Raw genomic sequence first — 15580 nt, 5'->3', positions numbered from 1 at the left:
GAGCTCTCTTGTCACAGAAAGGATTCGCATGGCGCACGATCCGTACGAACCATTGCCGAAGTTGCCGAGTTTCGAGCTGACCAGTGACGACATCACTGCGGGCCAGCCGCTGAAGCTTGCTCAGGCCAGTGGAGCCTTCGGTGTCCCCGGTGGCGAAGACATCTCACCGCAGCTCTCGTGGTCCGGCTTTCCGGCCGAGACGAAGAGCTTCGTCGTGACGGTGTTCGATCCGGACGCACCGACTGCGTCGGGGTTCTGGCACTGGGCCGTGGCGAACATCCCCGCTTCCGTCACCGTGCTCCCCGCCGGTGCCGGCGCGGCGGACAGCGATGTCCTGCCCGCCGGAACCGTCACACTCCGCCACGACGGTGGCGGGTTCGGTTTCATCGGTGCAGGCCCGCCTCCCGGGCACGGTCCGCATCGCTACATCGTCGCGGTGCATGCCCTCGACGTGGAGACGCTCGACGGAGTCACCCCTGACTCGTCGCCGGCGTTCCTCGGTTTCAACGTGTTCCATCACGCGATTGCGCGTGCAACCTTGACCGGGACGTTCGAGGTCGAATAGTCACTTTGCTGTGCGCCTTTATTAACCGCGGGCGGTTAATAAAGGCGCACAGCACTTTCTAGCGAGGGTTCTCAGCTCCCACAGCCTGGGCGATCGACGAGAAACCCGCTGCGCGGACCCGCTTGGCTATCCCCTTGTGGATGCTGCGAGCCCAGAACGGTCCGCCGTAGATGAAGCCGGTGTATCCCTGCACCAGTGTCGCGCCGGCGAGGATCCGTTCCCACGCCTGATCGGCCGTCTCGATACCGCCGACCGAGATGATGGTCATCTTGTCGCCCACTCGGGCGTACAGGCGCCGAAGTACTTCGAGTGAGCGCTCGGCGACCGGTGCACCGGACAGCCCGCCTGCGCCGAGTGCAGCTACCTCGGCGTCCGGGGTCTTCAAACCGTCGCGACGGATCGTGGTGTTGGTCGCGACGATTCCGGCAAGTCCGAGTTCGATTGCCAGATCGGCGACCGCGTCGACGTCCTCGTCCGAGAGGTCGGGCGCGATCTTCACCAGTACCGGCACGCTGACGGTGTCGAGCACGGCCTGCAGGATCGGGCGCAGTGATTCGACGGCCTGCAGATCACGGAGTCCAGGTGTGTTCGGCGAGCTGACATTCACGACCATGAAGTCGGCCAGCGGACCCAGAAGCTGCGCGCTGGCGGTGTAGTCGGCAGCGGCGTCGGCGGCTTCGACGATCTTGGTCTTGCCGATGTTGGCACCGATCGGCACCGTGACGCGGCGCTGTCGCAGGAAATTCGCCGCGTGACCAGCGCCGTGGTTGTTGAAGCCCATCCGGTTGATCAGAGCGCGGTCGGCCGGAAGACGGAAGAGACGCGGCGCGGGGTTACCGGGCTGAGCCTGGGCCGTCACTGTTCCGACCTCGGCGAAACCGAATCCCAACGGGCCCCAGGCGTCGACTCCGGTGGCGTCCTTGTCGAATCCTGCGGCCAGGCCGAGAGGTGCCGGGAACGTCAGACCGAATGCCTGACTCCGCAGTACCGGGTCGTCGACGACAAGGACTTTTGCGACCAGCCAGCGAAGGGGAGCGAACCGTGTCACCAGTTTCATCGCGGTGAAGGCAATGTGGTGGATGCGTTCCGGTGGGACCCGGAACATCAGGCTCAGCAGCAGTTGGTACACGATTCTCCAGCTCTTCGATGGTGTGATTTTGTCAGCGGCGGGCTCTGGTCGTCTGTTGGACGATCAGTGCTGAATGCCGTCCGGATCGGTCACGTGCAGCGGCGTCTTCTTTCGCTTGAGGAGCACGCGACGACTGCCGTCGGGGTAGAGACGGACTCGGGAGAGTTCCCATCCGCCGAACTCGGCGGAGATCGCCAGACGCATCGACGCCGTGACCCGCGAAACGTTCGGCGGTAGTCGAAGGGGCACATAGTCGAACTTGTCGTCCGACGTCTCCCACTGCGCGGGGATCCCGCGCGTACGCTTTTCCATCAGTTCTCCCGTGACGGGATGACCTGCAGCCCGTCACCGGTTGCCGATCCGACGATCAGATTGCCGTTGGAAGAGTCTACGGCCAACGAATTCGGCTGTCGCACCGTCTTGAACCGTCCGGTCTCCACGGGGATGCCGGACGACAGATCGAAGCCGACCACTTCATTGGTCGCGGTCAGTGTCACCCACACCCGATCCGCGGTCTCGTCGTAGGCAACGGCGTACGGCGACTCGCCGACGGGGTAGCGCTGGTGCATCAGGAGCGGATCGGCAGTGAAGACGAGCAGTTCGTTGCCGGTGGTGTCGGTGACCAGAATGCGTCCGAAGCGATCGGTGGCCAGATGAGTTGCGCCCTCACCGGCGCGGAGAGCGACGCCGAGTTTGCCGTCTCCGAGGTTGATCGCCGTCAGCGAGGTCTGACGGTGATCGAGGGCGCTCAGGTTGTCGCCGGTGACCGCGAGTTCGTCGACGGATGCGAATCCCGAAACCGTCTGTGACTGATCGGTCTTCGGGTCGACGATGTGAACTGAACCATTGTCCGTGCCGATCGCGATGCGGCCGTCGTTGAGTTCGACCGCTGAATTCGCCTGCCCGTCTACCGGGATGGACGTCTGTTCGCCCGAAGTCAGATTCAGCTTCACTACCTGGCGATCCATCGACAGAAGAGCGCTACCGTCAGAGCCGATCGAAACGTCGCGTACGTCGGAATCCAGGGCTGTTGGACGACCTGCAGAGGCGGGGTCGGCGCCGGCCAAACTGTCCGAAGGAACGACCAGCACCGAACGGGGGTCGTTGGCAACCACTACAGCCCTGCGCGTGATCGGGTCGAATGTGATGGAATCGATCAGACCTGAATACGGGTGAACCACGCCGTCCGGGGTACTGGTGGTGGCCGGTGAGACCGCTGCCGTTGCGGGATCGATCGTGATGAGGTCGTCTCCGCCATCTCCGGAAGAACATCCTGTGACCAGCAGAACCGCCGCCCCCATTGCTGCTGCAGTGGTGCGGATCCCTAGGCGAGCCATGTGTAGTTCCTCTTTTTCTTGTCATCTGTTCTTCACGCAGTGCGACTGTCATCGATCATCCCTGATCGCAGTCGGGCGCCGTTCATCGCGTCGAGGAACTACCGACCATTCCGCTCACACCCCTGACGCGATACCGTACGAACAGCGATTGCGGTTGACGCTGCAATCACCGAGGAGATCATTGTGATTCCCACAGAACCCACCGATTCCGGCGCGCAGTCGCCCGAACCGGCGCGGCCGGGCTTCGAGATCGAGGACCTCACCGTCGGCGCTCACGCACACGGTTTCGGCAGGTCCGACGGTCGAACTTTCGCGTTCCGCGTACGAAAGAGCATGCTGTTCGTCGAGGTATACGGCGAATACTGCGAGCACAGTGTGCCGACCCCTGCAGACGTTGTCGCCACCGCGGAGCGATCGGTGACCGACATCGATCTGACCGACGAGCGAAGCATCGCCGGTGTGGTCCGCGACGCAGTTCTGTCCACGGAGGCTGATTGGTCACAGCCCGGTCCCGGTGACGGAGTTCGTGACGGCGACGGCCGCAGCCTGCCGACGGTGAGAGCCGTCCTGAACAGGCTGGGATCGATCATCGATTCTGTTCGGTGAATTCTCGGCGCGGGATGACCAGCGTTGCTCCGGTTGTCGGATGCGGGAACACCTCGACCGGATAACCGTAGACGCGGGTCAGAAGCTCTTCGTGCAACACCGATTCCGGGGGACCGTCAGCGGCGATGCGGCCGTTTTCGAGCACGACGATCCGATCCGCGTACGCCGCTGCCAACGCGAGGTCGTGCAAAACGACGACGACGGCATCGCCGTCCGCAGCGCGAGCGCGCGCCACGGACATCACCGCCTCCTGGTGTCCGAGATCGAGAGCTGCAGTCGGCTCGTCCAGCAGGATGGTCGACGTTTCCTGTGCCAGTACCCGGGCCAGCGCGACCCGCGCCTGCTCGCCGCCGGACAGCACGGCGAACGGCCGATTGGCGAACCCCTCGACATCGCAGGTCTTCATCGCCGCGGTGATAGCAGCGCCGTCGCGGTCTTCTCGGCGAGTTCCGGTCCATGGCGCACGTCCCATACGAACCACCTGGCGAGCGCTGAACGAAAATCCGATGGTGTGTTTCTGGGGGAGCACCGCGCGTCGGCGCGCCATGTCGATCGGCGACCACTGAGTGAGGTCGGTGCCGTCAACGTCCACCCGCCCAGCGATGACGGGCTGATCACCGGCCAACGCCGCAAGAAGAGTCGACTTACCGGCGCCGTTCGGTCCGACGAGAACGACTAGCTCGCCTGCCCGGACTTCGATGGACACGCCTTCCAGAATCTGCCGACCACCGCGTTCGACTGTGATGTCGCGCGCCTCGAGGGTGACATCACCGACGGCTGGGCTCTTCGGTTCGGGGGTGACGCGGCCGAACAGTTCGCGCCAGTTTCTTACGAGGCTGCTCATGCCCACCCGCCCTGTTGCGCGCGCGTGCGTCGGAGAAGCCAGAAGAAGAAGGGGCCGCCCACCAGAGCGGTCAGCATTCCGAGGGGCAGGTCTGCGTTGTCGATCAGCGACCGCGAGCCCAGATCTGCGACAAGCAGAACCAGTGCGCCGGCGAGGGCGCTCGCCGGAATCAGCGCGCGGTGGCCAGGTCCGACGAGAATGCGCATCAGGTGCGGAACGACCAGGCCGACGAAGAGGATGATTCCCGTGAAGGCAACACTTGCGGAGACGAGGAGAGCGACGATCAGTACCGCGAACTGGCGCAGCCGTTCGACGTTGACGCCCAGGTGACGGGCCGCGTGTTCACCGAGCGCCAGCAGGTCGAGACGTGGGGCGATCATCATGGTCGCGGCGATCCCGACGACGGTCATCGGCGCCACGATCAGGACTGCGTTCCAGGAAGCGCCGTTGAGTGAGCCGAGTTGCCAGAACACGATCTGATCGCGAGCGGACGGGCTGGCGACGAAGGTGAAGAACGCGATGAGCCCGCCGGCGAACGCGTTGATCGCGACGCCCGTCAGCACCAACGTCACTACTTCGGTTCGGCCTTCGTGCCGAGCCAGCAGGTAGACCGCCGCGGTGGTGACCAGCCCGGCGACGAACGCAGCCGCAGCAACGGCCCAGCCGGCCACGAACGTTCCCCCGACGACGATGACAGCACTCGCGCCAACTGCCGCGCCCGCAGACACTCCGATCACTCCGGGTTCTGCGAGCGGATTGGAGAACACACCCTGCAGGAGCGCACCGGAACATCCCAGCGCCGCGCCGACACAGATGGCGAGCACGACGCGGGGGAATCGAACGTCCCACAAAGTCACTTCACCGCTGGGATGGGCGGGCATCGGACCGAGGTCGAGCCCGATGCGATGCAGGATGCTGCCCAAAACCTCGAGTGGCGACGTCGGAACTTGACCGATGCACGCCGACAGCACCGCGACGATCACCAGGGCGAGAGTCAAGCTGACCAGAACCGCACTCACCCGCGACCGCGACGCGGGGGCAGACGCCGACTTGTCGGCGCCCCCGACGTCGTGTGAATCCTCGGCCGACACAGTCTTACCTGCTTCGGAACTACCTGTCTCTGTACTCACGAATCAGCACTCACGAATCTTTGCTCACGATCCACCGGGCTCGTAGATCGCTTCGGCGAGTGCCGCCATGACGCGTCCGGTGTTGGGCCCGAAGCTGAGCAGTACACCGTCCGCCATGTCGACTACTCGTTTGTTCTTTCCAGCCGGCGTCTGCGCGATGCCAGGGACCTTTTCGAGGCCGTCGATTCCGCCGATCGATGCCAATCCGTCCGTCATCATCAGCAGGGCGTCAGGCGCTGCGGCGATGAGCGCTTCGCTGGTGATGGGCACGAACTGTTGTGTGATGCCCGAGGCGGTTCCTGCATCGGTGGCGCCGAGTGCCTCGATCAAGGAATCTGCTCCGGACCCTTCACCGCCGATCATGGTGATGGCCGATCCGCGCATGTAGAGGAATGCGATTTTCAGTGGATCGCCCTCGGTGGGGACCAGGTCACGAGCTCCAGCGATTTCCGATTCGGTCCGATCGACCAGCGCCGCGCCCTGGGCGGGGACGCCGAGCGCGTCGGCGACGGCCTGGAGTTGTCCTGGCACACCCTCGAGTGTTCGGGTCGGATCGAAGAAGACGACGGGAACACCGGCGGCGCGCAACTGATCCTGGACGCTCTTGGGCCCGATACTCGTGTCGGTGAGAACAACGGTGGGATTGAGGTCGAGAATTGCCTCGGTATTGAGCGATTGGCCGCCGACCGTGACAACCGGCACGTCCGCGACTGCGGGGAACTTGGCTGCGGTGTCGCGGCCGACGAGATTGTCACCGAGGCCGAGCGCCACCGTCGTCGTCGCGAGCGTCCCGTAGCGGTCGGCCGCAACGATCCGGCTGTTGTCGGTGATGGTCACGTCGACGCCGTCGAAGCTCTTCACCGTCACGGGCAGTGTCGCGGTCGGGTTGTCGGACACGGGAACCGGGCTGGAATCTTCGAGTACCGCGGTCCTGGCGCCCTGAGATGTCGTGGAATTGTCGCTGGGACCGCAAGCCACCAGACCGAAACCGGCTGCTGCGACCAGAGCCGCCGCGGCCAAGCGCTTCATCATTTGACGAGGTAGCTCTCGATGTCGCCTTCGAGGTCGGCGAACAGGTCGCCGTTGAGGCGGTATGCCAGATTCACCTCGTCGATGAAACGCTGCTGTTCCTCGGCAGGAATCTGCAGTGCATCCAGATTCGAGCGGTAGTCGTCCTTGAAAGGCTTCGGCTTGGGGATGCCTTCGAAGATGTAGAAGCGAAGTCCGTCGGTCTCGAATCCGTAGGCGCGTTCGAGCATCCGGCGGATGATCTGTCCGCCCGAGAGATCGCCCATGTACCGAAGGTAGTGATGTGCGACGAAGCCGGCAGGCCAATCGAACGCCACCTCCTTCAGGCGGGCGATGTAACGCTCGGTTGCCGGCAGGGCCACGAGTTCGTCGCGCCAGTTCGGTCCGCCGAGGAACTCGAGATCGGCTTCGAGTGAAGCCACGCGCAACAGATCCTCGGACAGGAACGGGGCGACCAACTCGTTGTCGGCGTGTGTGCGGCCGGCCTCTTCGAGGCTCGTGTAGACGAGGTACGTCTGTCCCAGAAGTGCGGCGTAGCCAGCCGTGGTCAGCTCACCGCCGAGTAGAGCGCCTACGAATCGCGACTGCTCCGTCTCGCGGTGTGCTGCGTCCGTCTCGGTCTTGATTCGTTCGGAGAAGGCTGGGCCTGCGTCTGCGGAAAGGCTGTCTACGTCGAGCGTGGTCATTGATTCTCCTGAGGCTGTAGTCAAGCGTTGCCTACTAGGTTAGCCTGCCCTCGCCAACACGATACCTCCGGTATTTCGATCAGCGGGACAGATCAAGCGCTCACATCGTCGAGAGCCGCGGCAATCGCTTTCGGAAGTTCCAATTCTTCGGTTGCCAGTACTCCTGTCAACTGGGCGAGATCACGCGTGCCGACGACGGCGCTGGCCACCCCGGCGCGATCGCGCGCCCAGGCCAGTGCCACCGCCAGTGGGGAAGTACCCAGACCGTCGGCAGCGGTAACGACTGCGTCGACCACCCGGATCGAGGAATCGGTCAGATAGCTCTGCACATCCTGCGAATGTGCTTCGTCGGCGCCGCGGGAATCGACGGGAATGCCGTCGCGGTACTTGCCGGTCAGCACACCGCCCGCGAGGGGTACTGCGGCGAACACTCCGACGCCGTGATGGGCCGCCGCTGCGAACAATTCTTCCTCGACGCCGCGTGCGAGCAACGAGTACTCGGCCTGCGTCGCGGCGAGTGTTGTTGCGCCACCGGCTCCTACGGCCGTCGCGAGCTGCCAGCCGAGGTAGCCGCGAACTCCGACGTACCGCACCTTGCCGCTCGAGACGGCGTAGTCGAGGGTTGCTGCAACCTCGTCGACGGGCGTGAGCGGATCCCAGGTTGCGACCTGCCACATGTCGAGGAAGTCGGTTCCGAGTTCACGAAGAGTCGCGTCGAGCTGGCGGAGCAATCCGCGCCGCGAGCAGTCGACGCGGTCGGTGCCGATCGGTGTGGGGTCGATGCCGGCGCTCGAGCTGATGATGAGTTCGTCACGTGGAACGACGTCGTCGAGCAACTCGGCGAGGATCCGTTGCGCCGCACCGGCGCCGTAGGCGGGCGAGGTGTCGACCAGGGTTCCGCCGGCCTCGGCGAACGCAAGTAGCTGTGCAGCAGCCTCGTCGCCGTCCGTGTCGCGTCCCCATGTCAGTGTGCCGAGCCCAAGTCGCGAGACCCGAAGTCCGCTCGTTCCGACAGATCTGTGCTTCATAACCGCCTGCATCTCGCGCCCGACTCGTGTGCGCAAGTGCGGCACCCGAGAGATCTCACCACGTGCAGACTAGTAGGCGCTCGCCTCGAGTCGGGGTATTCGGACACGGACGTGCCGGGCGCGGCGCGGCGCCGTGGGCCCCGGTAGCGTGGCGCCGGTGAAACGTGAACCCGACACACGAAACCTGTGTGCAGTAACCCCATTCGAATCAGCCGGGATCGGTGAGTGATGGGCGAAGCGATGACCTGGCTCCAGGCCGTGATCCTGGGCCTCGTGCAGGGCTTGACCGAGTTCCTGCCCATCTCGTCTTCCGGACATTTGCGAATCGTGTCGGAGATATTCTTCGGCAGTGACGCCGGCGCGTCGTTCACCGCCGTGACGCAGCTCGGCACCGAGTTGGCGGTCCTGATCTACTTCGCACGCGACATCGTGAGGATCATCACTGCCTGGTTCCGAGGTGTGTTCAATGCCGAGCACCGGGTCGATCTCGATTACCGGATGGGCTGGTACGTCATCATCGGCACCATCCCGGTCGGCATCCTCGGGTTCTTCTTCAAAGACCAGATCCGTACCGGCGCACGCAACCTGTGGCTGATTGCCACGATGTTGATCGTGTTCGCGCTCGTCATCGCTGCTGCCGAGTACTACGGACGCAAGACGCGCCCGATCGAATCGCTCACAGCACGCGACGGCATCATCATGGGTTCGGCTCAGGCGCTCGCGCTCATCCCGGGTGTCTCACGTTCGGGTGGCACGATCAGTGCCGGCCTTTTCCTCGGACTCACCCGTGAGGCCGCAGCCCGTTACTCGTTCCTGTTGGCGATTCCGGCAGTTCTCGCCTCCGGTTTGTTCAGCCTCCCGGATGCCTTCGAGCCGGCTGGTGAGGGTCTGAACGCGAGCGGTCCGCAGTTGCTGGTGGCAACCGTCATCGCCTTCGCGGTCGGTTACGCAGCGATCGCCTGGCTGCTTCGATTTGTTGTCGATCACTCCATGTACTGGTTCGTCGGATACAGAATCGCTCTCGGCGTAGTCGTCCTTGCGTTGCTGGCCACAGGGGTCGTGTCCGCGACATAGGGCCCGTTTCGACGTCGACCACCCGTCCGTGCGGCCACCGCCCCATTAGGGTTGTGGAATGACAGTTGTCCTACTGCGGCACGGGCGGTCGACGTCCAACACTGCCCATACCCTGGCCGGTCGAACGCCGGGTGTGGAACTCGACGACCACGGCCGGAAACAGGCCGAAGGCGTCGTCGATCGGCTGGTCGGTCTGGACATCGCGGAGATCGTCCGCTCGCCGCTGTTGCGGTGTGAGCAGACGGTCGGCCCCATTGCCGTCGACCGTGGTCTGACGCCGGTGGTCGAGGATCGCCTCATCGAGGTCGATTACGGCGACTGGACGGGTCGCCCGCTCAAGGAACTCTTGGAAGAACCGCTCTGGAAAGTGGTGCAGCGCCACGCTTCCGGTGCAGTGTTTCCCGGCGGTGAAGGGCTGGCCCAGGTACAGGCGCGAGCCGTTGCCGCGATCCGAGAGCACGACGCACGGCTGGCCGAAGAACACGGCAAGGACGTCGTCTGGATCGCGTGCACGCACGGTGACGTCATCAAATCGGTTCTCGCCGACGCGTTTGCGATGCACCTCGATTCGTTCCAGCGCATCGTCGCCGAGCCCGCCTCGGTCAGTGTGATTCGCTACACGGCGACACTGCCGTTCGTTCTTCGCGTCAACGACACCGGAGACGTACTCGCCGCGATCGGTGCGGCGAAGGCCGCGACCAACGGTTCGGCTCCCGCGCAGGAGTCCGTCCCCGGCGGAGAGGTCGGTGCGTGAGCTGTGACGGATAATGGGTATTCAGTGATGTTCTGCTCGAACTCGAGGAGGTGCAATGTCGCGCGCGATTCACGTATTTCGCACTCCTGACCGATTTGTCGCAGGAACGGTGGGCGAACCCGGTGACAGGTCTTTCTATCTCCAGGCCGTGCACGAATCACGGGTGGTGAGTGTGCTGCTCGAGAAGCAGCAGGTTCAGGTCCTCGCCGATCGCATGGGCTTACTCCTCGAAGAGGTACATCGACGCTTCGGAACCGAGGTTCCGCCACAAGCCGACGACGTCTCCGACCTCAGCCCGCTGGTCACACCGCTCGACGCGGAGTTCCGGGTCGGCACGATGGGGCTCGGTTGGGACGCCGATGCCGGGGCGGTCGTCGTGGAGCTGCTTGCCGTCAGCGAGACGGAGTTCGACGAATCGGTTGTCCTCGACGACGCCGACGACGGTCCGGACGCGGTCCGTGTGTTCCTGACTCCGGAGCAAGCGCGCGAGTTTTCGCTGCGGTCCGAACGCGTCATCGCGGCGGGACGCGCGCCGTGCCCGCTGTGTGGTGAACCGTTGGCGCCCGAGGGGCACGTCTGCATCCGCACCAATGGGTACCGACGCGGCGAGTCCTTCGGTTTCGCGATCGACGACGCAGAAGACGACGAGGTCTGACGTCGTGTCCGAACCTGGTGTGCCGGACGTGCTGCTCGAGGGTGATCTGACTCTGATCGGTCAGATCACCACCGCGAGCAACGCCACGCTGGTATGTGAGTCGACTCTGGGGGAGAAGTCCACCCGCGTGGTCTACAAGCCGGTCCGGGGTGAACGCCCACTGTGGGATTTCCCGGACGGCACTCTGGCGGGGCGTGAGGTCGCGTCGTACCGCGTGTCCGAGGCGCTGGGTTGGGGAGTGATTCCGCGAACAGTGTTGCGGGACGGCCCTTTCGGTCCAGGCATGGTGCAGCGATGGATCGACACCGTCGATCGCCGCGCGGATGGATCTGGCGGACTCGAGATGGTGGACCTGTGCAGTCCCGGCAACGTTCCGCCGGGGTGGTTCGAGGTCCTGCAGGCCTTCGACTCGGAGGGTGAACCAGTCTCCCTGATCCATGCGGACGATCCACGGCTGCAGCGAATGGCCGTTCTGGACGTCCTCATCAACAACGCCGACCGCAAAGGTGGTCACGCCCTCGAAGGCGTCGACGGCTCGGTGTACGGCGTTGATCACGGAATCTGTCTTCACTCGGAGAACAAGCTGCGGACCGTGTTGTGGGGGTGGGCCGGGCAGCCCGTACCCGGTGCTTTGATCGCCGACGTCGCCGAATTCGCGACAACTCTCGACGGGGATCTCGGCGACGAGTTGTCCGAACTGATCACCGAAGAGGAAATCGTGGCCTTGGCGGTGCGGGCGATGCAGTTCGCCGAGTCCGCTGTGATGCCTGAGCCGAACGGCCATCGAACGATTCCCTGGCCGGCCTTCTAGTCGCGAGACGTTTCCTGCTGTTCGCGAGTTGCCGTCAATCCGGGTGAGCGAACCAATCGCAGTAGTTGTTCGCGCAGCGCGGCGACATCCCCGACGCCGACGGTCAACGCCGCATCTTCCTTCTCGAGCGTCAGTAGTCGCTCGTACGTCAGTCTTCCGGCGTCGGTTATCGCGATCACGCGCCGACGCTCGTCCCTCGGATCGGTGTCACGAGTGACGTAACCCGCTCGTTCGAGACGGTCGATCGTGCGGCTCATCGTCTGATCGGTGACGCGGGCGTTCTTCGCGATGTCGCGTTGAGACGCCGCCCCACCGGCGATCGAGTGGAGCACGATCAGGCCCGCGTGCGTCATGTCCTGAGACCGCAAGACCTTCTCCCACGAGTGCTCCACCAGGCGTGCAGCGGTGGACAACAGCCGGCCGGTGGGCCAGTCGTCCAGGCCGTCGCTGCTCATTTTTCTGCCTTCCGTTTGCAATTACTCAGCATGCTGAACAAAATAGTCGGCAAGTCCTCTGCTGCCGATCCCTGGAGACCCAGTGAGCACACCAGTACAAAATCGTCCTGTTCGTCGCCTTCGATGGATTGTGCCAGCTCTCCTCGTGATCGGCTGGCTGGCAATCGGAGGATTCGGCGGTCCGTTCGCCGGAAAGCTCAGCACGGTGCAGCAGAACGACAACACGTCGTTCCTGCCCGCGTCGGCCGAAGCGACCGAGGTGGCAAAGCTTCAAGAGAGCTTCACGGACACGCGCTTCGTGCCGGCCATCATCGTGGCGGAACGACCGGGTGGCCTCGAGCCCGCCGACTCCACCTTCCTTTCCCAGACCGTCGATTCGTTCGTCGGTACCGAAGGATTCGGCGACGCCTCATCGCCGCCGATCCCGTCGGCCGACGGCCAGGCACTCCAGATGTTCCTGCCGGTCGACAGCACCCTCGAAGTCAAGGACAGCGTGAAAGCGCTGCGCGCGGCGCTGGAGTCGAGCCCTGACGGACTGACAGTCAAGGTCACCGGCCCCGCTGGGCAGGTTGCGGATCTGTCGGCAGCATTCGCCGGTATCGACGGATTGCTGTTGTTGGTAGCCGGATCCGTCGTGATCGTGATCCTGATCATCGTCTACCGAAGCCCGATCCTGCCGTTCGTGGTGATCTTCTCGGCGATCTTCGCACTCGGATTGTCGAGCTTGCTCGTGTATCTGCTCGCGGACGCGGACGTCATCGCACTGAACGGTCAGAGCCAGGGCATCCTGTTCATCCTCGTGTTCGGTGCCGCCACCGACTACGCGCTACTGCTGGTCTCTCGCTACCGGGAAGAATTGCGGATCGAGAAGGACAAGTACGCAGCAATGCGCACTGCGTGGCGCGCGACGCTCGAACCTGTCGCAGCGTCTGCAGGAACGGTCATCGCGGGCGTTCTGTGCCTGTTGCTCTCCGACCTGAACTCGAACCGCGGACTCGGTCCGGTGGCCGCCATCGGTATCGCCGCGTCCTTCCTCGCATCGATGACCTTCCTACCTGCTGTCCTGGTTCTGTTCGGGAGGACGGCGTACTGGCCGACCAAGCCGAAGTTCGATGCCGACCGCGAGCACCACGACGAGGCGAACGATCACCGGTTCTGGGCCGGGCTCGCTGCTCGAATCGGTAGGCATCCGCGCCGCTTCTGGGTGGCGTCGACGCTGGTGCTGGTGATCTTCGCGATGATGATGCCGCAGTTCAAAGCCAGCGGTGTCTCGTCGTCCGACATCTTCTTGCTCGATGTCGATTCGGTTGCAGGCCAGGAGATTCTCGGCGAGCACTTCGACGCGGGTTCGGGTTCACCGGCCGTGGTCATCGCGAATGCAGACCAAGTGGATGCCGTTGCGGCAGCCAGTCGCGTGGAGGGTGTCAGCGACGTAAGCGTCGTGCAGAACGGGGGAGCGCCTCTGGTTGTCGACGGGCGAGTCTCCCTGCAGGCGACGTTGACTGACGCTGCCGACTCGCTCGAGGCCGAAGACACCATCGTGCGACTGCGTGATGCAGTTCACTCAGTGGAGGGCGCCGACGCATTGGTCGGTGGCGTCACTGCGACCGACCTCGACACGAAGACCACCTCGACACGGGACCGGACACTCATCATTCCCGTGGTGATCATCGTGGTGTTCGTGATTCTCTCGCTCTTGCTGCGTTCGCTTCTCGCACCGCTGCTTCTCATGGGCACCGTTGTGCTCTCGTTTGCTGCGACACTGGGCATTTCGTCGCTGGTGTTCGACCACATCTTCGGTTTCCCCGGCGCGGATCCGGTGGTCCCGCTCTTTGCGTTCGTGTTCCTCGTGGCTCTGGGAATCGACTACAACATCTTCCTCATGACGAGGGTGCGTGAGGAAGCGCTGAAGATCGGCACCAGGGCGGGCGCTCTGCGGGGACTCACGGTGACCGGCGGGGTGATCACATCTGCCGGAGTTGTTCTGGCAGCAACCTTCTCGGCGTTGGCGGTGATCCCGCTGTTGTTCCTCGCCCAGATCGCGTTCATCGTGGCGTTCGGTGTCCTGCTCGACGCTCTGATCGTCCGATCCTTGCTGGTCCCGGCCTTGACCTACGACATCGGTCAGAAGATCTGGTGGCCGAGCAAGCTCGCGTCGACGCCCGAACCGGAGCAGGATCAGCCAGCACCTTCCCAGCCTCAGAGCAGTCTCCACTAGGCTCGGCAGCATGCAGTCTTGGTCCGATACCGCACTCCCGTCCGTTCCCGGTCAGGGGCCGCCGTTGCGGCTGTACGACACAGCCGACCGTCAGGTTCGCCCCGTCACCCCGGGCGAGAAGGCGACGATGTACGTCTGCGGCATCACCCCGTACGACGCCACCCACCTCGGCCACGCGGCCACGTACCTCACGTTCGACCTCGTGAACCGAATCTGGCGCGACGCCGGACACGATGTCCACTACGTCCAGAACGTGACCGACGTGGACGACCCGCTGTTCGAGCGAGCCAATCGCGACGGCGAGGACTGGATCGTCCTCGGCATGCGTGAGACGGCACTCTTCCGAGAGGACATGGAAGCGCTGCGTGTGCTTCCGCCGAAGGACTACATCGGCGCCGTCGAATCGGTGAACGAAGTAGTGGAGTTGGTGGAGAAGTTCGTGGCGTCCGGCGCCGCGTACATCGTCGACGACGCGGAGTTCCCCGACGTCTACTTCCGTGCCGACGCGACCGAGCAGTTCGGCTACGAGTCGGGCTACGACCGCGCGACGATGGAGAAGTTCTTTGCCGAACGCGGCGGAGATCCCGATCGCGTCGGAAAGCGCAATCCGCTCGACGCACTTGTCTGGCGTGCGGAGCGTCCGGGCGAGCCCTCGTGGCCCTCACCCTTCGGGCCGGGGCGCCCCGGCTGGCACATCGAATGCGCGGCCATTGCACTCAACCGCATCGGCTCCGGCTTCGACGTCCAGGGCGGTGGCAGCGATCTGATCTTCCCGCACCACGAGTTCTCGGCTGCGCATGCCGAATCGGCAACGGGTGATCGCCGATTCGCGCGGCACTATGTGCACACCGGCATGATCGGTCTCGACGGCGAGAAGATGTCGAAGAGTCGCGGAAACCTGGTCTTCGTCTCCAAGCTGCGCGGCGAGGGGGTGGACCCAGCGGCAATCCGTCTCGGACTTCTGTCCGGCCACTACCGCCAGGATCGCGCGTGGACCGATCAGGTCCTCGCGGATGCTCAGTCGCGGCTGAAGGTGTGGCGCGAGGCCGCGGCTCTCGGTTCTGCGCCGTCAGCCACTGACACTGTTGCGCGTTTGCGTCAGCACCTGGCCGACGATCTCGACACTCCGAAGGCGCTCGACGCGCTCGACGGTTGGGCCCGCCGCGCCATCGAGGGCGGCGGATCCGACACGCAGGCACCCGGCGATTTCGCCGATGCCGTCGACGCCCTACTGGGTATTTCGCTTCGCTGAACCCCTG

At 64.2% G+C, this 15580-nt stretch carries 17 protein-coding genes; 8 read left to right on the top strand and 9 right to left on the bottom strand.

Annotated features, from left to right (window positions below; genetic code table 11):
- Positions 1–28: 28 nt before the first annotated feature.
- The gene (locus tag YH3_RS30420; protein ID WP_064444623.1) at positions 29–565 is read left to right on the top strand and encodes a YbhB/YbcL family Raf kinase inhibitor-like protein; all 537 of its coding nucleotides are present in this window, start codon (positions 29–31) and stop codon (positions 563–565) included.
- Positions 566–623: 58 nt separating this feature from the next.
- On the opposite strand, the gene YH3_RS30415 is transcribed toward YH3_RS30420, so the two are convergent.
- The 3 genes from YH3_RS30415 to YH3_RS30405 form a co-directional block, all read right to left on the bottom strand.
- A complete protein-coding gene (locus YH3_RS30415) occupies positions 624–1694 on the bottom strand; it encodes a quinone-dependent dihydroorotate dehydrogenase (protein WP_003946149.1) in 1071 nt (356 codons plus the stop codon).
- Positions 1695–1757: 63 nt separating this feature from the next.
- Positions 1758–2006, bottom strand: coding sequence for a DUF5703 family protein (locus tag YH3_RS30410; protein ID WP_003946171.1), 249 nt, complete (start codon positions 2004–2006; stop codon positions 1758–1760).
- Entirely contained in the window at positions 2006–3031 is a 1026-nt protein-coding gene (locus YH3_RS30405) for a hypothetical protein (protein WP_064444622.1), read from the bottom strand. Before YH3_RS30405 ends, YH3_RS30410 begins: the two co-directional genes overlap by 1 nt.
- Before the next feature lie 183 nt (positions 3032–3214).
- On the opposite strand from YH3_RS30405, the gene YH3_RS30400 reads away from it, so the two are divergent.
- Complete coding sequence (locus YH3_RS30400; RefSeq protein ID WP_030537527.1) at positions 3215–3637, top strand: hypothetical protein; 423 nt, start codon at positions 3215–3217, stop codon at positions 3635–3637.
- Here the strand turns inward: YH3_RS30400 and YH3_RS30395 are convergent.
- The 5 genes from YH3_RS30395 to YH3_RS30375 form a co-directional block, all read right to left on the bottom strand.
- Complete coding sequence (locus YH3_RS30395) at positions 3618–4481, bottom strand: heme ABC transporter ATP-binding protein (RefSeq protein WP_007733386.1); 864 nt, start codon at positions 4479–4481, stop codon at positions 3618–3620. The genes YH3_RS30400 and YH3_RS30395 overlap by 20 nt on opposite strands.
- Entirely contained in the window at positions 4478–5572 is a 1095-nt protein-coding gene (locus YH3_RS30390; RefSeq protein ID WP_064444621.1) for an iron ABC transporter permease, read from the bottom strand. Before YH3_RS30390 ends, YH3_RS30395 begins: the two co-directional genes overlap by 4 nt.
- Positions 5573–5635: 63 nt before the next feature.
- Positions 5636–6643, bottom strand: a complete 1008-nt coding sequence (locus YH3_RS30385) for a hemin ABC transporter substrate-binding protein (RefSeq protein WP_003946195.1) — start codon at positions 6641–6643, stop codon at positions 5636–5638.
- Complete coding sequence (locus YH3_RS30380; protein WP_003946162.1) at positions 6640–7326, bottom strand: heme oxygenase (biliverdin-producing); 687 nt, start codon at positions 7324–7326, stop codon at positions 6640–6642. Before YH3_RS30380 ends, YH3_RS30385 begins: the two co-directional genes overlap by 4 nt.
- Positions 7327–7418: 92 nt before the next feature.
- Positions 7419–8354, bottom strand: coding sequence for an aldo/keto reductase (locus YH3_RS30375; RefSeq protein WP_003946175.1), 936 nt, complete (start codon positions 8352–8354; stop codon positions 7419–7421).
- A 228-nt stretch (positions 8355–8582) separates the two neighbouring features.
- Here YH3_RS30375 and YH3_RS30370 point away from each other — a divergent pair, with 228 nt between their 5' ends.
- Genes YH3_RS30370 through YH3_RS30355 form a run of 4 tightly spaced genes read left to right on the top strand, consistent with a single transcriptional unit; the run spans position 8583 to position 11648 of the window.
- Positions 8583–9428 carry an undecaprenyl-diphosphate phosphatase gene (locus YH3_RS30370; protein WP_082920701.1) on the top strand — a complete coding sequence of 282 codons (846 nt, stop codon included), beginning with the start codon at positions 8583–8585 and terminating at the stop codon, positions 9426–9428.
- Between the two features lie 58 nt (positions 9429–9486).
- Positions 9487–10182: a histidine phosphatase family protein gene (locus YH3_RS30365; RefSeq protein WP_003946173.1), complete on the top strand. Its 696-nt coding sequence runs from the start codon at positions 9487–9489 to the stop codon at positions 10180–10182.
- Positions 10183–10237: 55 nt separating this feature from the next.
- Complete coding sequence (locus YH3_RS30360) at positions 10238–10837, top strand: DUF3090 domain-containing protein (protein ID WP_064444620.1); 600 nt, start codon at positions 10238–10240, stop codon at positions 10835–10837.
- Between the two features lie 4 nt (positions 10838–10841).
- Entirely contained in the window at positions 10842–11648 is an 807-nt protein-coding gene (locus YH3_RS30355; RefSeq protein ID WP_030537533.1) for an SCO1664 family protein, read from the top strand.
- Here the strand turns inward: YH3_RS30355 and YH3_RS30350 are convergent.
- Positions 11645–12103 carry a MarR family winged helix-turn-helix transcriptional regulator gene (locus YH3_RS30350; RefSeq protein WP_042450996.1) on the bottom strand — a complete coding sequence of 153 codons (459 nt, stop codon included), beginning with the start codon at positions 12101–12103 and terminating at the stop codon, positions 11645–11647. The two genes, YH3_RS30355 and YH3_RS30350, sit on opposite strands and share 4 nt — an antisense overlap.
- 127 nt (positions 12104–12230) lie before the next feature.
- Between YH3_RS30350 and YH3_RS30345 the strand changes: the two genes are divergently transcribed.
- The gene (locus YH3_RS30345) at positions 12231–14321 is read left to right on the top strand and encodes an MMPL family transporter (protein ID WP_225320402.1); all 2091 of its coding nucleotides are present in this window, start codon (positions 12231–12233) and stop codon (positions 14319–14321) included.
- Positions 14322–14331: 10 nt separating this feature from the next.
- Positions 14332–15573 (top strand): cysteine--1-D-myo-inosityl 2-amino-2-deoxy-alpha-D-glucopyranoside ligase, encoded by a 1242-nt coding sequence (gene mshC, locus YH3_RS30340; RefSeq protein WP_047270508.1) that lies wholly within the window; start codon positions 14332–14334, stop codon positions 15571–15573.
- Positions 15574–15580 lie beyond the last annotated feature (7 nt).

The organism is Rhodococcus sp. YH3-3 (assembly GCF_001653035.1).
GTDB classification, from domain to species: domain Bacteria; phylum Actinomycetota; class Actinomycetes; order Mycobacteriales; family Mycobacteriaceae; genus Rhodococcus_F; species Rhodococcus_F qingshengii.
This window is presented reverse-complemented; position numbering and strand designations above follow the sequence as displayed.